The 20846-nt window shown below is 40.2% G+C and carries 18 protein-coding genes; 7 read left to right on the top strand and 11 right to left on the bottom strand.

All coding sequences use genetic code 11. The features are described from left to right. Positions 1–5 precede the first annotated feature (5 nt). Positions 6–674 (bottom strand): hypothetical protein, encoded by a 669-nt coding sequence (locus ACLLO5_RS01555; RefSeq protein ID WP_413173742.1) that lies wholly within the window; start codon positions 672–674, stop codon positions 6–8. A 262-nt stretch (positions 675–936) separates the two neighbouring features. Between ACLLO5_RS01555 and ACLLO5_RS01550 the strand changes: the two genes are divergently transcribed. Continuing rightward, complete coding sequence (locus ACLLO5_RS01550) at positions 937–2976, top strand: DNA polymerase III subunit gamma/tau (RefSeq protein ID WP_413173741.1); 2040 nt, start codon at positions 937–939, stop codon at positions 2974–2976. A gap of 161 nt (positions 2977–3137) precedes the next feature. On the opposite strand, the gene ACLLO5_RS01545 is transcribed toward ACLLO5_RS01550, so the two are convergent. Continuing rightward, positions 3138–5048, bottom strand: coding sequence for a cyanophycin synthetase (locus ACLLO5_RS01545; RefSeq protein WP_413173740.1), 1911 nt, complete (start codon positions 5046–5048; stop codon positions 3138–3140). A gap of 298 nt (positions 5049–5346) precedes the next feature. On the opposite strand from ACLLO5_RS01545, the gene ACLLO5_RS01540 reads away from it, so the two are divergent. Beyond that, entirely contained in the window at positions 5347–6186 is an 840-nt protein-coding gene (locus ACLLO5_RS01540; RefSeq protein ID WP_413173739.1) for a cyanophycinase, read from the top strand. Positions 6187–6230: 44 nt separating this feature from the next. Here the strand turns inward: ACLLO5_RS01540 and ACLLO5_RS01535 are convergent, their stop codons facing one another. The 4 genes from ACLLO5_RS01535 to ACLLO5_RS01520 form a co-directional block, all read right to left on the bottom strand. Then, on the bottom strand, positions 6231–7448 hold the full coding sequence (locus tag ACLLO5_RS01535; protein WP_413173738.1) for a M20 family metallopeptidase: 1218 nt from the start codon (positions 7446–7448) through the stop codon (positions 6231–6233). Further along, positions 7367–7630: a hypothetical protein gene (locus ACLLO5_RS01530; protein WP_413173737.1), complete on the bottom strand. Its 264-nt coding sequence runs from the start codon at positions 7628–7630 to the stop codon at positions 7367–7369. Before ACLLO5_RS01530 ends, ACLLO5_RS01535 begins: the two co-directional genes overlap by 82 nt. 48 nt (positions 7631–7678) lie before the next feature. After that, positions 7679–8359: a dethiobiotin synthase gene (gene bioD, locus ACLLO5_RS01525; RefSeq protein WP_413173736.1), complete on the bottom strand. Its 681-nt coding sequence runs from the start codon at positions 8357–8359 to the stop codon at positions 7679–7681. 77 nt (positions 8360–8436) lie between these two features. Beyond that, positions 8437–10137, bottom strand: coding sequence for a protein kinase domain-containing protein (locus ACLLO5_RS01520; RefSeq protein WP_413173735.1), 1701 nt, complete (start codon positions 10135–10137; stop codon positions 8437–8439). Positions 10138–11207: 1070 nt separating this feature from the next. Here ACLLO5_RS01520 and ACLLO5_RS01515 point away from each other — a divergent pair. Then, positions 11208–12224: a ribose-phosphate pyrophosphokinase gene (locus ACLLO5_RS01515; protein WP_413173734.1), complete on the top strand. Its 1017-nt coding sequence runs from the start codon at positions 11208–11210 to the stop codon at positions 12222–12224. A gap of 367 nt (positions 12225–12591) precedes the next feature. On the opposite strand, the gene ACLLO5_RS01510 is transcribed toward ACLLO5_RS01515, so the two are convergent. Beyond that, entirely contained in the window at positions 12592–13155 is a 564-nt protein-coding gene (locus ACLLO5_RS01510; protein ID WP_413173733.1) for an HD domain-containing protein, read from the bottom strand. 44 nt (positions 13156–13199) lie between these two features. Between ACLLO5_RS01510 and ACLLO5_RS01505 the strand changes: the two genes are divergently transcribed. Beyond that, positions 13200–13322, top strand: a complete 123-nt coding sequence (locus ACLLO5_RS01505; protein WP_413173732.1) for a hypothetical protein — start codon at positions 13200–13202, stop codon at positions 13320–13322. A 33-nt stretch (positions 13323–13355) separates the two neighbouring features. On the opposite strand, the gene ACLLO5_RS01500 is transcribed toward ACLLO5_RS01505, so the two are convergent. Together ACLLO5_RS01500 and ACLLO5_RS01495 are read right to left on the bottom strand one after the other, a co-directional pair. Beyond that, the gene (locus tag ACLLO5_RS01500) at positions 13356–13850 is read right to left on the bottom strand and encodes a PIN domain-containing protein (RefSeq protein WP_413173731.1); all 495 of its coding nucleotides are present in this window, start codon (positions 13848–13850) and stop codon (positions 13356–13358) included. A gap of 5 nt (positions 13851–13855) precedes the next feature. Beyond that, positions 13856–14128 carry a hypothetical protein gene (locus ACLLO5_RS01495; protein ID WP_413173730.1) on the bottom strand — a complete coding sequence of 91 codons (273 nt, stop codon included), beginning with the start codon at positions 14126–14128 and terminating at the stop codon, positions 13856–13858. 362 nt (positions 14129–14490) lie between these two features. Here ACLLO5_RS01495 and gatB point away from each other — a divergent pair, with 362 nt between their 5' ends. Both gatB and argJ read left to right on the top strand, forming a co-directional pair. Further along, on the top strand, positions 14491–15966 hold the full coding sequence (gatB, locus tag ACLLO5_RS01490) for an Asp-tRNA(Asn)/Glu-tRNA(Gln) amidotransferase subunit GatB (protein WP_413173729.1): 1476 nt from the start codon (positions 14491–14493) through the stop codon (positions 15964–15966). Between the two features lie 681 nt (positions 15967–16647). Next, positions 16648–17889 carry a bifunctional ornithine acetyltransferase/N-acetylglutamate synthase gene (gene argJ / locus ACLLO5_RS01485; RefSeq protein ID WP_413173728.1) on the top strand — a complete coding sequence of 414 codons (1242 nt, stop codon included), beginning with the start codon at positions 16648–16650 and terminating at the stop codon, positions 17887–17889. Positions 17890–17972: 83 nt separating this feature from the next. Here argJ and ACLLO5_RS01480 read toward each other — a convergent pair whose 3' ends face one another. Further along, positions 17973–18899: a LysR family transcriptional regulator gene (locus ACLLO5_RS01480; protein ID WP_413173727.1), complete on the bottom strand. Its 927-nt coding sequence runs from the start codon at positions 18897–18899 to the stop codon at positions 17973–17975. A 93-nt stretch (positions 18900–18992) separates the two neighbouring features. On the opposite strand from ACLLO5_RS01480, the gene ACLLO5_RS01475 reads away from it, so the two are divergent. After that, positions 18993–19736, top strand: a complete 744-nt coding sequence (locus tag ACLLO5_RS01475; protein WP_413173726.1) for an SDR family oxidoreductase — start codon at positions 18993–18995, stop codon at positions 19734–19736. 130 nt (positions 19737–19866) lie between these two features. Here ACLLO5_RS01475 and ACLLO5_RS01470 read toward each other — a convergent pair whose 3' ends face one another. After that, positions 19867–20640 (bottom strand): sulfite exporter TauE/SafE family protein, encoded by a 774-nt coding sequence (locus ACLLO5_RS01470; protein WP_413173725.1) that lies wholly within the window; start codon positions 20638–20640, stop codon positions 19867–19869. Between the last annotated feature and the right edge of the window lie 206 nt (positions 20641–20846).

Genomic DNA, 20846 nt, shown 5'->3' with positions numbered 1-20846 from the left:
TCATCTCAATTTTGCTGTGGAGACGATTCATCAAATTCCTGTGATTGATTTATCAGCATCTGAATAATCATCTGTGGATCATCAGTTTCAATTCCCAAATCTTGAGCAATTTGCTGACGCAGGTTCTCATTCTCCTGCAACATCACCAATAATTCATCCCAAGTTACACTTTGGTATTCTTCCTCTGCAAAATCCTCATCTTCCGGTGCTACGTAAGTTATAGGTGCTGTAGTAATTTGGCTGACAACATCGGGACCCCCATATTCCCAAATTGGTTCACCTTGATTGCGCGTCAACAATTGCATACCAATACTATAGGACAGGTCGCCAATCTCACCTATATCTAACTCACCTAGCTGTACTAATCGCGCCGCTAATTCGTTGTTAGCTTTCTTTGATGCTAATAATCTTTCACCAAATTTATTTAACCATTCTACCCAACGCTGCGTAGTGACACGATGTTCTATTTTATGTAACCAGTTTTGCGCCCAAGTCTGGCCTCTGGATTGGTGAACTCCTGTTAAAAGTTCTGTAAACAAAAATTCTAGATCCGTATCGGTAAGAGGTGGCGCTACTGTTGTGTCCGCATCCTGCCTGGTGGAAATGGCAGTTTTTTTGCTACCAAATAAACCTCGCAATAATTTTTTGAGCCACTGAATTAGCCGCTTGAGCATCTGCTGCACCATTGAATGTTGCTGATCAAATTCTAGCGATGTCGGTGCGCTATTCAGTGATCAGTTATTAGCCTTCACTGTTTTTTATTTTATTTTAAAGTATAAAATCAAAGCAATGCCATTTATTTTTAAGTAAATATAATGAGATAAATTTTCCCCTTAAGGAAACTGCCATCAGTTGTTAAAATAGTGAAACCCCAAACTCTCATGGGTGGTGATACTCCATAGCTGTTAACTGTTCACTGTTAACCGATTAGTTTCCATGTCTTACGAACCCCTGCACCACAAGTATCGCCCCAAGAGTTTTGCTGAACTAGTGGGACAAGAGGCGATCGCAACTACCCTGACTAATGCCATTAGTTCGGCAAAAATTGCCCCTGCCTATTTGTTTACTGGCCCCAGAGGCACGGGTAAAACCTCTAGCGCCAGGATTTTAGCTAAATCATTAAATTGTCTTAAAAGTGACAAGCCTACCCCCTCACCTTGTGGCGTTTGTGATATTTGTCAAGGTATTACTAAAGGTTATTCTTTGGATGTAATTGAAATCGACGCGGCTAGTAATACCGGTGTCGATAACATCCGCGAATTAATTGAAAAGGCACAGTTTGCTCCTGTGCAGTGTCGGTATAAGGTTTATGTGATTGATGAATGTCATATGCTTAGTACCGCTGCATTTAATGCGTTACTAAAGACATTAGAAGAACCACCAAAGCACGTCGTTTTTGTTCTAGCAACAACAGATCCACAGCGGGTATTACCAACAATTATTTCTCGCTGTCAAAGATTTGATTTTAGACGCATTCAATTAGAGGCGATGGTAAAACATTTAGGTGCGATCGCCTCAAAAGAAAACATTAATATTTCCCTTGATGCCGTCACCTTAGTAGCACAAATGTCTCAAGGAGGTTTGCGAGATGCAGAAAGTTTACTGGATCAACTAGCTTTGTTCCCTGGGGAAGTCATACCAGATCAAGTTTGGGATTTAGTGGGTTCAGTCAGTGAAAAAGATTTGTTAGCTTTATTAGATGCGATCGCTCAAGATAACGCTGAAATCGTATTAGATTCTACCCGACAAATCCTTGATCGAGGACGAGAACCCCTCACCATTCTCCAAAATTTTGCCGCCTTTTACCGAGATTTACTCATTGCCAAAACAGCCCCCAATCGTCAAGACTTAGTTGCTTGTACTCAACCAACCTGGACAACACTAATTAACTTTGCCCACAAGTTAGACATAACTACAATTTTGCGCGGACAGCAACATTTAAGAACAGCAGAAGTCCAACTTAAAAACACCACCCAACCCCGGTTGTGGTTAGAAGTCACATTACTCGGCCTATTACCAAGTGCAAATATTCAGCCACAAGCGCCCAGTGTCCCGCAACCTGTAAATACACCTTCTTACCCAGCAGCATTTTCACCAGCACCAGCTTATACCCAACAAAACCATAATTCAGCGCCTAATCCTGCATCCTCATCGGCACCAGCTTATACCCAACAAAACCATAATTCAGCACCTAATCCAGCATCTTCACCAGCACCAGCTTATACCCAACAAAACCATAATTCAGCGTCTAATCCTGCATCTACACCTACACCAGAACCTGTATACACTCCACCCGCACCTGTAACAACTCCCACAGCACCTGCACAGGAAGTTGCGGCAGGATCACAGTATGACTTAACTCAGATTTGGCAACAGGTACTAGCTAACCTCCAACCACCCTCAAGACGAGAAATGTTACGTCAAATGAGTAATCTGTTGGACTTTGATGGCGCTTTAGCTCGTATTGCTATTAAACAAGCATGGTATGAAAAAGGTAAATCGGATTTGCCTATCATTACAACTGCTTTTCAGCAGACTTTTCAGCGTGACATCCAAGTCAATCTGGAAAAAGCAACTTCATCAACTGCTACTTCAGTCGCAAGAAATCCTCCTCCACAAGATTCTACTCGTGTTCAAAAACCACCAACAATACCCAGCTATAACCAGCCACAACCAGCCCCACAACCAACACCAGCACCAGTACCACAACCTATCCAACCACCACCAACCAGAAATGAGCCTGTAGTCACAAACACAACCCCAGCACAAACCCTTCCACCTCCACCAACCCAACCACCCATATCACAAGCACCTATGTCAACTTGGGATCATGATGAAGTGGCAAAAGCGGCTAAAAGCCTGGCTAATTTTTTCTCTGGGGAAATCATCCGTCTCACAGATGATGCTATGGATTTCTCTGATGCCACAGTTTCACCAGATGTAGAAATATATGAATCAGACTATGATTACGATTAAACTAAAAAATAAATTTATCTCCTTATCTCGTTCCCAGTCTCTGACTGGGAATGCTGTTACAGAGGCTCTGCCTCTACTATCATTGAAAGCAGAGTCTTACTTTTATACAGAATATAGAAACAAGAAGAATCCGGGGATTTGTACCATCAAGAAATTATTGGTCACAAAATCGAGCTAATCTCTTTCAAATAAACCCTTGTAAAAGGTTCATCAGCGCCCAAAGAGTAATCTTCAATCAATCCTTGACGGCGAATAGAAACATCCTGTTCTTTCTTAATCACCACAATTGAATCATCAAAAATATCCCTGACTAACATCATCTCTATTTCACTGGGATTATCCAAAACAACAAGATTACTTCCGTGGTAAAACATCCCATCTTCTTCCAGGATATCTTCTGGGTATTCAGCAATGAGTAAATCAAGTTTAGGATTACGCAACAAAATTTGGATATTGCTGTTATAGTCCCTTCTCAATTGCTTTTGTGAACGATTAACAAAAATTCCCTCGCGACAAACAGCACCAATTGTCCATTCAGGATGTTGTGACAGAATATGATCAATAGTTGCTTGCAATTCGCTGACAGAAATGTGATTAAAAGTGAGAATGGGAATTCTGGAATCTTTACCAGATTCAAAAAAGGTTGATAAAATCTGAGCAGGAACATCAACACTTTCACCAATTGCCGGGTTAAGATGCATTAAAATTCCTGGTGCAGAATTAATTTCTAAGATAGCAAAATTACCAGCCTTCCAAGATTCAGAAATATCTTCAGTAATGATATCAATCCCCAAACAAGTGAGGCGAAAATATTGGGCTATATCCTGCGCCAAGATGATATTATCATGGTGAATTATTTTTGTAGCATCAATACTCATGCCACCCGCTGATAGATTAGCTACTTTACGCAAATAGACAGTGCGATCGCTCTCAACAATACTATCCAATCTCAAACCCTGTTCATCTATATACCTTTCTAGCGCCTCATCAATCTCAATCCTACTCATAGGTGAAGTAGGTGTATCCCAACGTTCCGGTTTCCGATTTTCCCTTCTGATTAATTCTTTAATAGTTGACTTACCATCACCAATAACTGATGCAGGGCGACGTTCTGTAGCAGCAATAAATTTACCATTAACACACAGTAAGCGGAAATCTTTTCCCCGGATACTTTTCTCTATAATAATTCGTGTTGGTTGTTCTTCAGGAATCGCCATCAACGCTCTATTATAAGCCGATGCTAACTCTCTGGCATTATGCACATCAGGAGTCACACCAATTCCTTTATGACCAACCACAGGCTTAACAGCAACTGGGTAGCCAATATCTCTCGCTACCTCTAAAGCTTCTTGTTCAGAAACAACAATTTCGCCTTCTGGAATAGGGAAACTCAAATTGTATAAAAATCCTTTACAGTCATCTTTGCGAGTGGTGAATTCTGAATCAATATGACTATCACCATCAAAAGTAGTCGCTACTCCCCGCACCAATTTTCTACCAAAACCATATTGCATTAATCCCTCTTCCCATAAATAGAAAGCGGGGATACCTTGGTTATAAGCCGTTCGTAATAAAGCGTAAACTGTAGGTCCACCGTAAGCAGATAAACGAAATCTATTTTGCAGTTTTATCAACCCTTCTTCAAACAGGAAATCCTCACCTTTAGCTATAGTTTCCCACCAATCCCAAACAAAATAAACTACTGCTCTACTTGTGAGTTCATGTAGTGCTTGAATGCTGATTCTTACATAATCCTGCTCAGGCTTGATACTCCAGTGATTGAGGTGCAAACCCATGTCTAATTTTCCCACTTCAGAAACAACACGAGCAAACAAATCAGCATAGGAATTATATGTTTGCTTGTCTAAGTGAGAATATTGTTTACTAATGTGATCAAGATAGTCCTCAATCTTTAATGGTTCTGCATATCCAGTCAAAGCAAAATCAAAAATTAAAGCACCTCTATCTAAATAAGGATTTGGACCAATGTAATATTTTAAGTTAAAAATATCGAAGACATCAGTTTTCCTTGCATTGATGCGGATGACATCATTGCTCTGTTCTTGAATCATTGATACTAAATCCTTCTCTAAACACCCTGAAACTTGGATTTTGATTTTTTCTGTATTTTATTTATTGGCTCAATTTTAGTGATACACAATCATAATTTCAGCTATCTCAGGGCATAATTTCTAAAACATCAAAACAGAATTCAGGATTTTAGAGTATGGCGTATACCAAGCGGCGCTATTAGAAATAGAATAATTTATTTTTCCCTATTCCCTGTTCCCTGTTATCTACCAAACGAAAGATTCTATTGTTTTCCTCTCATGTTGTATTAAAACTATATAACTTAAACTAAGAGGCATTATGTCTGAGAATCAAACCAAAGGACAATTAGTAATTATTGGTGGTGCTGAAGAAAAAAACGGAGATGCACCAATTTTAAGAGAATTTGTTCGTCGTGCTGGAGGTGTACAAGCACATATTGTGATTATGACAGCCGCAACCGAATTACCAAGAGAAGCCGGGGAAAAATATATTGAGGTATTTAGACGTTTAGGCGCTTCTGAAGTTCGTATAATTGATACAGAAACCCGTGAAGACGCATCCTCATCTACAGCATTAGAAGCAGTTAATAAAGCAACAGGTATCTTTTTTACTGGGGGAGATCAAGCACGAATTACTAGCACTATCAAAGACACGGAGTTGGATGCAGCTATTCATAAAAGATATTCTGAAGGTGCAGTTGTAGCTGGAACTAGTGCGGGTGCTGCTGTTATGCCAGATAAAATGATTGTGGAAGGTGACTCCCAAACCAACCCCCGATTAGAAATTGTGGAAATGGGGCCTGGTCTTGGTTTTCTCCCTGGTGTCGTCATCGATCAGCATTTTTCTGAAAGGGGACGTTTAGGGCGTTTAATTTCTGCTTTGGTACAAGAACCTGTAGTTTTAGGTTTTGGTATTGATGAAAATACAGCTATGGTGGTTTCCCAGGGACAGATAGAAGTCATTGGCGAAGGTTCAGTTACTATTGTCGATGAATCAGAAGGTACTTATAACAATCTGAATCAAATCTTGAGAGATGAACCCTTAGCAGTTTGTGGTGTGAAACTGCATATTTTGCCCCATGGTCACAAATTTGACTTGAAAACTCGCCAACCTATCCTAGATAATAAAACTTCTATTTCTGGAAGGAGTGTGACCTAAGCCATACTCCTAAACTTCTGTAATTTTCTTGTTCAAGTTCTTGTTCAAGAAAAAAACTTTTCTACACATCTGACAAACATCTCTACTCCCATAACTAAGGCAGTTTCATCAAAGTCAAATCGGGGATGATGATGAGGATAATTTAACTTTTTCGCTGCATTGGCTGAACCTAAAAAGAAGTAACAACCCGGAACTTCTTGCAGAAAAAAAGACATATCTTCACTACCCATAATTTGGCATTCTGGGACGATATTTACAGGGGTTTCTACTACTGATTCTGCTACAGTTCGTACTAATTCAGCCATTCCAGGATTATTAATGACTGGAGGATAAAGATTAATGTATTCTAAGTCATAATTTGCACCATGACTTTGGCAAACTCCGGTGATAATTTGCTCAATTCTTTGTTTAAAAAAACCTGCTAAATCAGTATTAAAATATCTGACTGAGCCGCTCATTCTCGCGGTATCAGCAATGACATTCATTCTAGTACCGGCGTGGAGTTCTCCTATTGTCACCACAGCGGAATCTAAGGGGTTGACGTTACGGGCGACAATTGTTTGCAAGGCGTTGACAATTTGGGCTGCGACTACAACTGAATCAACGGTTTGATGGGGTAATGCGCCATGTCCACCTTTTCCTAAAATTGTACAGTTAAAGAAGTCTACAGCTGCTAACAAAGCCCCTGGACGCACTCCGACTGTCCCCACAGGTAAATCATTCCACAGATGTAAGCCGATCATGGCATCAACATCTGGGTTTTTCAAGACTCCTGCTTCGATCATTGGTTTTGCACCACCGGGGCCTTCTTCTGCGGGTTGGAAGATGATTTTTACAGTGCCGGCAAAGTCTTGACGATGCTGTTGAAGGTAGTATGCTGTACCGAGAGCGATCGCAGTATGTCCATCATGTCCACAGGCGTGCATGACTCCATCATGCTGGGAACAATAACTCACTTCGTTCTCTTCTTGTACTGGCAAAGCATCCATATCAGCACGAATCCCTAGCACTTTTCCATGCTGGAATTTTTCACCTTTGATAATAGCAACAATCCCAGTTTCAGCTATACCTGTTTGATGTTCAATTCCCCATGCTTGTAACTTTTGGGAAATAAATTCAGCCGTTAATTTTTCCTGAAAACCTAACTCTGGTTTTTGATGTATGCGCCGTCTCCATTCTATTAATTGTGGTTGTAAAGAGCGAATTTGCAACCGTACATTAGCAAGATTTTCAGTAGATGAACTGGGAAATGTAGAAACCATAATGGGTGATTGGTGATTGGTGATTGGTAATTGGTGATTGGTAATTGGTAATTGGTAATTGGTAATTGGTAATTGGTAATTGGTAATTGGTAATTGGTAATTGGTAATTGGTAATTGGTAATTGGTAATTGGTAATTGGTAATTGGTAATTGGTAATTGGTAATTGGGTTATTAACTTCCACTACCTCCTGCCTCCTGCCCTCTGCCTCCTGCCCCCTGCCTCCTGCCTCCTAAAAAGATAATATTTCCCAATCTAAATTAGATCCAACTTGGGCTAGTTGTTCTAAATTAGTGGGTGTTTCTAAATAGGGTAAACAACCTAAAACGGGTATGTGTGTAAATGATTGAATTAACTCCGGTGGTGTTAAATCAGCTATTTCTTCTTCGGTGCGGGGTTGGGTACAGTTGAGAATAATCCCACGCAAATCAATTTTAGTCTGTCTAGCTAAGGCTACATTAGCTACGGCTTGTGCGATCGCACCTAATCTTACAGTTACAACTAAAACCGTTGGTAATCGCCATTCACCAGCTAAATCTGCTACCGTCAATTCATTAGTAATCGGTGAACCCAAACCTCCTAAAGATTCGACTAATAGGAAATCACACCGTTTTTGCAATTTTAATAAAGTCTGCCAAACCAAAGCTAAATCTATGGTACGGTTTTCCTTCGCTGCTGCAATGGGTGGGGCTAGAGGTGCTTGAAAATACAAAGGTGTAGTTTCTTCTGGCAACTGATCTAGAGCAAAAAGATTTTGGTAAAGTTCTCTGTCGCCTACCCCAGATTGAATGGGTTTCATCATCCCCAAGCTGTTTTGAGGATAATATTTTTGCCGATAGGCTGCTATAGCTGTGGTAACAACAGTTTTACCAGCCTCCGTATCAGTTCCTGTAATTAGTAGTGTATTAGACAAGTGATTTGCGGGTAATTACTGTGAAAATAGAAATTCACCCCAGCAGTTTTCTCGCTGGGGCTATTCATAATTTAGCGTTAATTTCTACCTGTGAATCCTGGTGTTGGTGTTGTTTCAGGCTGTTGATTATTTTCTTGTGGAACAGCAGTAGGTGTTTCCGTTGGTGTGGGCGTTTCTGTGGGTGTGGGCGTTTCTGTGGGTGTGGGTGTTTCTGTGGGTGTGGGTGTTTCTGTGGGTGTGGGCGTTTCTGTGGGTGTGGGTGTAGATCGAACTGGATTTTCTAAAGCTACACTCAAACTATAATCACTTTCTGCGACTCCCTCAGACAGACTTAATTGAATTGTGTATTGACCACCATCCAACAATAAACCCTGATAGGAAGTAACTTGACTGGAGTCAGAACCAATCGGTTGACCATTGGAATTTAACACCGTGAGCAAAACTCCACTACCTTGGTTAACCGCTACAGTTAAATTTTGTCCAATTTCACCCGCAAAACTGTATTGAATGATGTCATTGGCTTTAAGAGTCCCATCTACCTTAGCTGTATTAGATGTACCTAATCTTAGACGTTTTTTATAAACAACAGGTTCTGTGTTAGTCGGTGTGGGTGTGGGTGTAAGTGTAAATTCAGGTGTTGGTGTGGATGTTAAACCACCAGGAATAACTGGAGAAGGGAAACTTTGGGGTGTGCTTGTGTCTTGCGGTGATTTTTTGGAGTGGTTGCGAATAGAATTTACCACTGCCCAAGAACCGAATCCTGCTAAAATTACTACTGCACTACCAATAGCGCCAATGGCCAATGGGCTATCTAAGATGGAGCTACTTGGTTGAGAAGGAATTCCCGAATTAGGTCTGTTGGGTCTTGGTGGTAAAGGGTCGGGACGACGACCAACAGCAACGGTTGGCTGATAGGAGACATTTGGCTGAGGAACACTGGGTTGGTCGAGAGATTGTAATGCTGATAGCACTTCCTTGGCACTTTGATAGCGATCGCCTGGTACATAACTTAACATCCGATTCAAGACTTCAGCAAAGCGGGGACTGACTGTTACCCACTTCTGCCAATTCCAACTCAGCGCGGTTTCATCAAATAAATACGCTGGTTCTTTCGCCGTTAACAAAACTATTGCCGTTACTGCTAGTGCATACAAGTCACTATTAGGATAAGCCCGACCAGATTGCATTTGCTCACTGGGAGAATAACCTAATTTACCCACCGTAGTTACTTGCTTTTGATTTGGGGCAGATAACCGCGTTGCTAGTTCTTTTACGACCCCAAAATCAATTAATACAGGTTGTTTGTCCACATCCCGTAAAATCAAATTATCTGGCGAAATATCTCGGTGAATAATTCCGCATTTATGAATATGCTCTAAAACCGGCAATAAAGAGCGCAACAACTGTAATACTTCCGACTCTGTGAAAGCTTTTCCCGCCGCTTGGTATTCAGCCAGCAGAGTGTGGTAGGTTTTACCCGCTACATAATCTTGTACCAAAAATAAGCGATCGTCTTGTGCAAACTTTTCCCGAAATTTTGGTATTTGCGGATGCTCAATTTGATATAAAGTAGCTGCTTCTCGCTCAAACAACTCTTGAGCTTTTTTGCCACCATAGGCTTCCGTTGTTGCGAGTATCAACTCCTTAATCGCGCAAAGTTCGTTAAAGCGTCTCTGGTCTTCTGCGAGATAGGTTCTACCAAATCCCCCCTGCCCAAGAACGTGAATGATATGGTAACGATTTTGTAAGATAGTACCAACTTTAATGGGTGGTTGCATGATTAATTGATTAAGTGTAACAGCAACTGAGTTAGAAGTTAGAGCAGGTGACAGGATTAAAAGTTGTATCTCAGTTTTATCATCAGTTGATGTCTTAACTGCCAAGACGGTTGCTATAAAGCATGAAGTATACGCCAAGTTAGTCTTGAAAGACCTGCCTCACTCCATTTTTACATCATGATTGTCGAAAAAATGTCTGCATTCTTAATCATGCTATGATTGATAATGACTTGACAAAAACAATTTAATTAATAAATTTTATAATTAATTTTAAAGCATAATGTGGTGAAAACTCAAGAAAATGGAACTTTTGAGCGATCGCATCCCCAGCAGCCATAATTGACTACCTAAATATTTAATATAAAATTAACTAGTCGATTAATTTGACGCTAGTATCATAGGATAACCTAGCTACATCCTGGGTGCTGATATCCATGTCTGGTTTAAGACTTATTATTAAGTCCGCAGGGGTGCAGAGTGCAAAATAGGGGGGAGAAAGTTTGCAGGTTTTTGCACAGATGCAGGAATCACAACTAATCAACCAGACTTGATATTAATCATACGGCAGGAGTCAGAAGTCAGAAGTCAGGAGTCAGGAGTAAATTTCTATTTAGATTCTCTACCTGATTAATCTGCAATCTGCTGTATGTGTTCTACTAGTTCTGATACAAAAAATTCCTATTTTCTGGCACATCTACCAACTTACAACCGTAATTTTTAGGTTGAAAGACCACTAGCACCTGAGAGACAATTTAATTAGCACCCTATGTGTGAATAATTTGATCTCAGTGAGAAAATAACCATGTAGAATAGGTAATCTACCATAAGAAATTCTCAGATATTTGGGCAATTTACCCCAAACAAACAACTATGCGCTCTCAACTTATTTGAGAAATTATAGATGTCAGTAGAATCTTCAATGGTTTTTTTCCCAGAAGAACTAGAAAATAAACAAATGTAATTCTATGGAGAAATATTGCGAATTTGTATAAAAGCTTGAACAAAACTTACAGATGTTGTGATTAGTCTATTTTGGTTAAATCTGCTAAATCTCTGATGATAATATTGCCATGAATGCACATCGAGGATCTGCTGTGCTAAGTTCTGCAACTTTAACAGTACAACCAACAGCTACAGGAGTGAATGAAAATCATCGCCTGCGGCTGTTTTCTGGTTCCGCCAATTTACAACTATCCCAAGAAGTCGCTCGTTACCTGGGCATGGACTTGGGTCCAATGATTCGTAAAAGATTTGCGGATGGAGAAATTTATGTTCAAATCCAAGAATCTATTCGGGGTTGTGATGTCTACTTAATCCAGCCAAGTTGTCAACCCGTCAACGACCATTTAATGGAATTGCTGATTATGATTGATGCCTGTCGTCGCGCTTCCGCACGACAGATCACAGCAGTTCTTCCATATTATGGTTATGCTCGTGCCGATCGCAAAACCGCCGGTAGAGAATCCATCACCGCCAAACTGGTTGCTAACTTGATCACTCAAGCAGGTGCTAACCGTGTTCTAGCAATGGATTTGCACGCAGCCCAAATTCAGGGGTATTTCGATATACCCTTTGATCACGTTTACGGTTCACCAGTGTTACTGGATTATTTAACGAGTAAAGCACTACACGATATTGTAGTTGTTTCTCCTGATGTCGGCGGTGTCGCACGAGCCAGAGCATTTGCGAAAAAACTCAATGATGCACCACTGGCAATTATTGACAAACGTCGTCAGGCTCACAATGTCGCCGAAGTTTTAAATGTCATCGGTGATGTTAAAGGCAAAACCGCAGTTTTAGTAGATGACATGATTGATACTGGCGGAACAATTACCGAAGGTGCTAAATTACTGCGTGAAGAAGGTGCAAGTCAGGTATATGCCTGTGCTACCCATGCAGTATTTTCGCCACCTGCTATTCAACGGTTATCAAGTGGCTTGTTTGAGGAAGTTATAGTTACTAACACTATTCCCATTCCTGAAGGCGATCATTTTCCCCAATTAGTAACGCTTTCAGTTGCTAATTTACTGGGAGAAGCGATTTGGCGTATACACGAAGATACCTCACTCAGCAGTTTATTTCGTTAATCAAGTTAAAAACATCATCTAAAAGGATGATCTATGAAGTATGAAAGATGGATCTTTTCATCTTCATCCTTCATTTTTTATTTTAGGTAATTGGTAATTGGTATACTGCAAACGGTTCATAGTTTAACTAAATATGGAACCCCTCTCCAAACCTCTCCCCGTTCACGGGGAGAGGCTTTGAACTTGTTATTTAGTATTATCAAAAAATCAAATTTCTAGCCGTTTTGAGTATAATTGGTGATTGGTGATTGGTAATTGGTAATTGGTAATTGGTAATTGGTAATTGGTAATTGGTAATTGGTAATTAGAAACTTCTTACTATCAACTATCAACTATCAACTATCAACTATCAACTATCAACTATCAACTATTTTGCTAAACTTTCTAATTCTGTAACTACTCTTTCTAATTCTGTGACTAAGGGTGTAACTTCCTTTGTTTGGAAAGCATCTGCTAATGCGCGATAATACCAAAGAGTTCCTTCTTTACCACCTTGAAAACGTTCCCAAACTCCTTCACCAATCATGCGGTAGTCTTTGAGAATTGATCTAGCATTATAAAGTTTATCCGACGCAGAAACTAGAAACACTGAGGCGGAAGCAGTATGAATATGGGCAATATACGCCTGTTTACGCTGTTTCCAAGGGGGTTTAGGTGTGGTATCTGCATCTGTACATCCCTCAACTATGGCGGTGACATTATCCCCAAACCGACGACGAATTTCTTCTCTGGTGGCTGCTCCTCCTTGGTCTTCTATGGCATCATGTAATAAGGCTGCGATCGCTTCATCTTCGTTTGCTCCATATTCTAATGCTATGCTGACTACTCCTAATAAATGGCTAATGTAGGGAACACCTGAACCTTTCCTGATCTGGGTTGCGTGGAGTTGATGCGCGTAGGTTAATGCTTGGGTAAATCTTTCTGTTAGCATTTTTTAAATGGGTATTTTCGGTTTGGTGTTGAGGTTGGTAAGGAATGAACCGCGAAGGCGCGAAGAACGCGAAGGAAGAAGAGGAAGAAGAGAGTTTTATTTTTCATCTTTTTACGGGATATAGTTTTGCTGAATTAAAAGATGAAATGATTTTCGCACAAAGGTGATGTAACACAGTTTTGGGAAGACACTGTGTATAACTAGTTGAAATCACGAAGATTGTTAAAATTAATCACATCAATACCCAAACTCAGCAGGTAATTAGCTAGTTTAAAGTCGTCGGTGAGTATGAGGTAACTATCTCTAGCTAAAGTTAAAATACCGCAGTCAGTTAGTCCAAATTTAATAAATTTCTCAGCATTAACAGCATCGACACTCTTGATATAAGATTCATTTAATAGAGTTACATCTTGAACAAATTGAGCGAATAGTGCAAAGCACTCAGAACGTTCAGGTTCACCAAGTTGATTTGCAAGGCTGTTAACTTCTGTGAGAATATTAGGAGTTGTGACAATATTGGTAAATTTACTAATGATTCTTAGTAGAAGCTGATAATCCTCTGGTGTAAATTGCTGAGTCCGTTTAAATTGAACTATTCGTTTTTGATTAACACTTCCAACTAATAATAGAAGCAGAATATTTGTATCAATTATAATTCCCTTTTGGTGATAAAGACGAATTAGAGAGTCAGTCATGTCTTTCATACTTCTCTAATTTTCATCGCTTCAACTTGACCTGTGTTTGAGTTAACTTTAAATAGTTTGTAAATTCGCTCACTTCTGCGAACATAATTTAAAATTCCACTTTGGTTTTTTTCAGTTGCATCAAACCCTAATGTAATCAACCAGAATTTATCATCATCTGATAATTCGACTTCTTCAAGCCTCAAATCTGGTAATGGAGAATCTATTACATCTTGCAATGATTTGATATAGTTATAAGCAGCAGTTACGGCAGTTCTTACATCTATCATAAAATGATTGTTTGTGTTATTTAATAACTTTTCAGATCAATCATAATATAATTTATTTTTTAGAAAAAAACTATGAATTCATAATAGTTCATATTGTCAACCCTTCTGTAAATGAATATATTAATTAAGTCGGTTGGCGTTAAAAATTGTCGTTATGAAAAGAGAATAGGGAACTCCTAACAAGGAATAGGAAGGAAGTTTTGGGCGATTTTACTTTTCTTCACACATTTTATTTAGTTATCTCACGTCCACCTACTTAGTAAATTCCAGGAAACCGTAAACCTAAATCAAAAGATACCACCCTAGATAAAGAACAAAACAGCTAAAATAGTACCCTAAAGAAAAATCGTCAACATGGTAATATGACCACAGCCACAGCCGTAAAAACAGAATACGAAGCAATTATCGGTTTAGAAACCCATTGTCAACTCAGCACCAACACCAAAATATTCTCCAGTAGTTCCACCGCGTTTGGTGCTGACCCCAACACCAATATCGACCCGGTGTGTATGGGTTTACCGGGAGTTTTACCCGTACTCAACGCCAAAGTTCTAGAATATGCAGTTAAAACTGGTTTAGCATTAAATTGTCAAATCGCTAGATATAGCAAATTTGACCGTAAACAGTATTTTTATCCTGATTTACCCAAAAATTATCAAATTTCTCAATATGACTTACCTATTGCTGAACATGGTTGGTTAGAAATAGAATTGGTTGATGATGCTGGTAATCCTATCCGCAAACGCATTGGTATCACCCGTCTGCACATGGAAGAGGATGCAGGAAAACTCGTACACGCAGGAAGTGAAAGACTTTCTGGTTCTAGCTATTCTCTGGTAGACTATAACCGCGCCGGTGTACCTTTGGTGGAAATTGTCTCTGAACCTGATTTACGTTCTGGACAAGAAGCTGCGGAATATGCCTCAGAATTACGCCGGATTGTACGGTATCTTGGCGTTAGTGATGGGAATATGCAAGAAGGTTCTCTGCGTTGTGATGTGAATATTTCTGTTCGTCCTGTGGGAAGAAAGGAATTTGGGACGAAGGTAGAAATCAAAAATATGAACTCCTTTAGTGCTATCCAAAAAGCGATAGACTATGAAATTGAACGTCAAATTGCCGCAATTGAGGCAGGGGAAAGGATAGTTCAAGAAACTCGTCTTTGGGAAGAAGGTTCACAACGTACCAGCAGTATGCGCGTTAAGGAAGGTTCTAGCGATTATCGTTATTTTCCAGAACCCGATTTAGCGCCTATCGAAGTTACTGATGTGGAGTTGGAAACTTGGAACAGTGAATTACCGGAATTACCCGCGCAAAAACGCCATCGTTATGAAGATGAGTTGGGACTTTCTCCTTATGATACGCGAGTCTTGACAGAAGATCGCTCAGTAACTGATTATTTTGAAAGTGCGATCGCATCTGGTGCAAATCCCAAAGCTGCGGCTAACTGGATTACTCAAGATATCGCTGCTTACCTGAATAAGCAAAAACTAACCATTTCAGAAATTGGACTGACTCCCACTAATCTTGCTGATGTGATCACTCGCATTGAAACTGGTAAAATTAGCAATGCTCAAGCTAAGGAAAAACTCGCAGATTTATTAAGTGGTGTTTCTCCTGAAACAGCTTTTGCAGGTCAGGAGTTAATTAGTGATCCTACGGTACTAGAACCCATTGTTGATGAAATCATAGCCGCGAATCCTCAACAAGTAGAAAAATACCGTGGTGGTAACACTAATCTCAAAGGTTTCTTTGTGGGACAAGTATTGAAAAAGACAAACAAACGTGCTGACCCCAAACTTACTAATGAGTTGGTGGAAAAGAAATTGAATGCATAGAACTCAGAAAAGTCGAGAATAGATGGTTTAACAGTTATAAAGAAATGGGTGATACCCCTCACCCCTTCAGTGCTATACTTTGCTAGTTAGATGCACCCTGATGATCTGGAGAGCTACCCAAGTGGCTCTCTTTCTTGCCAAGAATTTACTGTTTCTTCAATAGACTAATGAAAATTAGGAAATGAAGAATTAAAGTAGTAATTGTATTGATTTTATGAACTAGTCAATATCAGGTTGACAAACTATTGCTTTAACGAGTATTGCCAGCATCCCCAAATAACAAGAATTTTCGCAATTTTTTTTATAAAAAATCTCAAAAAGGGGCTTCACCCCCCGCACTAAAAATGTTATAGTATGATAAGTAGATGCACCCTGATGATTTGGAGAGCTATTCAATTGGCTCTCTTTTTTAGTTTTTATTTTTAACTAAGTGCAACAAAAAAATTAAGGAAATACCTGATACAGGGTATATTTATGGCTATGTGGTAATAACTATACTAGTCGATCGCAAATTTTCCCAATTCAATATTAATACGGTTAAGACTCATAACATCAATTACTTGATGCAAAATTGCCATCAACCGATAAACTCACAATAAGGATATCTACGGGATAGCTGACCTGATTCGAGGAAAGCAATCCACCAACCTACGCAATATATATATTTGTTGGGGAAAAATTATGGGAGACTGGCAGGAAATCAGTGGTGGTGTGACAGCAGCTAGAGGCTATAAAGCAGCGGGAATTACAGCTGGCCTCAAACCTTCAGGATTGCCGGATTTAGCGTTAATATTATCAGATGTGGATGCGATCGCCGCTGGTGTTTTTACTACTAGCCACGTCAAAGCCGCTTGTGTAGATTATTGTCGGCAACGTTTGCAAGCCAAGCACAGCGCCAGAGCTATACTTTGTAACGCTGGACAAGCCAACGCAGCTACAGGTAGCCAAGGTGTCAAAGATGCGCTGGAGAGTGCAGACTTATTAGCCAAAGAATTGGGTATTTCCCCAAAAGCCATTTTACTGGCTTCTACTGGTGTGATTGGTCAAAGAATTAAAATGGATGCTTTGCGGGGTGGTATACCCAAGCTAGTAGCCGCACTTGCTGAAGATGGCTCAGATGCAGCCGCAGGAGCAATTATTACCACAGATTTGGTGACAAAATCTATTGCTCTAGAAACAACTATAAATGACCGACCAGTGCGAATTGGTGGAATCGCCAAAGGTTCAGGGATGATACATCCTAACATGGCTACCATGCTGGCATTTGTGACTTGTGATGCAGCAGTGTCATCAACACTTTGGCAACAAATGTTAACAAGAGCAGCGGATAGAAGTTTCAATTCTATTACCGTTGATGGTGATACCAGCACCAATGATAGCTTAATTGCCTTAGCTAACGGAGAATCTCGCACCCCAGCCATTACTGAAATGGGTGCAGAAGCCGAGAAATTAGAAGCCATGCTAACAGCAGTATGTCAGCATTTAGCCAGAGCGATCGCACGTGACGGTGAAGGTGCAACTTGCTTAGTAGAAGTACAAGTCACCGGCGCACCCGATGAAACAGCAGCAAGACAAATTGCCAAAACCATTGCTGGATCTTCCTTGGTTAAATCTGCAATCTTTGGACGTGACCCCAACTGGGGACGAATCGCCGGCGCTGCTGGCCGTGCTGGAGTACCTTTTGAACAAGAAAACCTACAAATTAAATTAGGTCATTTCTTGCTGTTTGAAAATGGTCAACCTTTACCTTTTGATAAAGCTTCTGTCAGTGCATATTTGAAACAAGCAGCCGCAGGTGCCTACATGAAAGAGGATACGGTATTAATTTCCGTTAGCGTCGGTAATGGTCATGGCACCGGTAAAGCTTGGGGTTGTGACTTGAGTTACGACTACGTGAAAATTAACGCCGAATATACAACTTAAAATCAGCCTCAAATATAATTTAGATCCTCTAATTTTTTAAGAATTCGGGGGTCTAGATGGCTAATGATAGTGTGGAAAGGAACTCAGTTTGCTTCCATCTTTTGGGAAATCGTTTTGATTGAATTACGTAACCAACGATTTGCTTCATCTTGATCGCTCAATGCACTCCACAACATCGAAATCATCCACGGTTCTGTGGCAATTGGTAGTTCAAAGATAGTCAAATTGCAGATCATTGCAAAGCGGAGAGCGATGCGGTAAGGAAGTGCTGCTACCAAGTCAGTAGATGCGATCGCAAAAGGCAAGACCAACATATGCGGCGTAGTTAGTGCAATGCGACGTTCTAAATTCTGCTCATTTAACGCTTTATCAATTTCGCCAATGGTATCTCGCCGCAAGGTGGTGAGAGCATGGGAAAAGGCTATGAATGTTTCTAAACTCATCTTTCCATTCCTGATCCCTGGATGTCCTTGACGGCCAATTCCCACAAATCTTTCTTCAAAAATGGGTTCCCATTGGGTTTGCCGAGGTGGCTTCGGGAAAACGCCTAGTGCAATGTCAATCACTCCCTGTTCAAACAAATCTCCAACACTGTCTTTTTCAAATCCAATCATTTGAAAGTTGAGGAACGGGGCGTTTTGATAGCTAAATTCCATTAGCGGTGGCATCAACACAAAGCTAGTGTAATCTGAACTACCAATGGCAAATGTGCGATCGCTGGAGGTTGGCTCAAATGTCTGATGGGATGTAATGGTTTGACGAATCTGTTGCAATGCTACCAATATTCCTGGTGCAAGTGCCTGAGCTTTGAGAGTTGGCTGCATTTGCCGTCCTAACCGCACAAATAACTCATCTTCAAACAAGACGCGCAAACGGTTGAGTGATGCACTCATAGCAGGTTGCCCAATCTGAAGTTGTTCAGCTGCTTTAGTCACACTGCGTTGCTCCAGTAAGGCTGCAAACGCAACCAACAGATTTAGGTCAATTGCTGCTAAATTTATTGATTTCATTAATAGTATTTATCTTAAATATCATCTTGTTTACTAGTTTAAGGCTTGCTACGGTGACGGTATCACAAATTTAATCCGTATTTCTTGAAAAATATGATGCAGAAAATTGCAGTAATTACTGGCAGTCACAAAGGATTAGGGTATGCGATCGCCCGTAAGTTAGCACAGAAAGAGGATATTCAAGTTGTGCTGACAAGTCGTAAAGAACAAGATGGTCTTGCTGCTCAACAACAACTCTTGAATGAAAATATTCAAGTGGATTATCATTCCTTGGATGTGACAAGTGATTTAAGCGTGCAGCAGTTTACCGCCTGGTTGCAACAAACCTATGGCAGAGCCGATATTTTGGTCAACAATGCGGGTGTCAATCCCACCATGCAGCCAGAAGAATCTAGCCTGCTCACAGTGCAAATGGAAACAATGCTATCAACATTTACAACAAATGTTCTAGCGGTCGCTCGCATCACCCAATCACTATTGCCATTGATGCAAGCGCAAAACTACGGACGGATTGTCAATGTTTCTACCGAGATGGCTTCTCTCTCTGTGATGGGTAGCGATTACTATCCATTAGCTCCTTCGTACCGTCTTTCCAAGATAGGGCTAAATGGATTGACCGCAATCTTGGCAAAAGAACTTCAGGGTACAAATATTTTAATCAATGCTTACTCTCCTGGCTGGATGCAAACCGACATGGGGGGTGCCAATGCACCATTCACAGCGGATGAAGGAGCAGAAACCGCCGTGTATCTAGCAACATTGCCAGAGGGCGGCGCACAGGGCAAATTTTTTGCTGAACTGCGGAAGTTTGGGGGGGCGATCGCACTGCCTTGGTAAACGGTTAAATCTTTAAGTTGCACATTGAGACACATAGGGGAGAAAGATTAACACTTTTTCTCCAAAATCAAAAATATGCAGCTTAATATAATAAGTTAGAACGGTTGTTTATTGACTATGCTTATCTGTTCTAACCACGAATAAAAAAGTAAGTAGTCATGCTAAAACCAACAACAATCACAAATATCCGCACAAAGCGAGGGTCTAATCTCCGAGCATAATGAGCGCAAAAATAACCACCAAGAGAACCACCTACAGCCATTAAAATAGCTTGATGCCAAGCAATTAAACCAGCGAACATAAAAGGAAAAATAGCAATACCGTTGATACAACTACCAAGAAAGGATTTAAACGCATTCATCGTGTGAATATTTTTAATACCTAAAAAACTTAAAGTTGCTAACATTAAAATTCCTAAACCTGCACCAAAGAAACCACCATAGATAGATATTGATAATTGAGCAATAACTAGAATAAAAAAAGGTGGAGATTCTGATGATTTCTGGCTTTGAAATTGTAACCACTTTTTGAGAGGTTCGCTAAATGTAAATACCAATGTCGCAGAAAGCAACAGGTAAGGAAGTAGCTTTTTGAACACATCCGCTGATGTATATAACAAAATAACCGAACCAATTCCCCCACCAATTAAACTGGTAACGCATAGTATCAATAGCTCACGCTTTGGGATATCTAAATCCCGACGATATGCTCCTGCACTGGCCATAGCTGCAATCCATAAAGCAGTATTATTTGTGGCATTAGCTGTAATTGGTGATATACCAGTAAATATCAAAGTGGGAAATGTAATAAAACTACCACCTCCAGCTACAGCATTAAGTGATCCAGCAATGAACGCTGTACTGAACAGAAGCAAGCTATGGACAAGTGTTAAATTGTTGGGCATTTTGGCTCTACATTTTGAGAAGAATGTTTGCGAAAAGACTTGTTTTTTAGTAAAAACTATGGAATACTCCTAATATAATACGTTAAACCGACCGATAAACCGTAGTTAGTTTTTGACCCTGATAGCTTGCCAGTCAAATAATTTAATTCGTAGGAGTGAAATTAATTCACTTCTGTCTTTGACTGTCATTAAATCGGCGATTTTTG

It is taken from the genome of Anabaena azotica SJ-1 (genome assembly GCF_047275885.1).
Classification (GTDB): domain Bacteria; phylum Cyanobacteriota; class Cyanobacteriia; order Cyanobacteriales; family Nostocaceae; genus Trichormus_B; species Trichormus_B azotica_A.
Note: the sequence above shows the minus strand (reverse complement) of the source record. Positions and strands in the feature narration are given on the sequence as shown.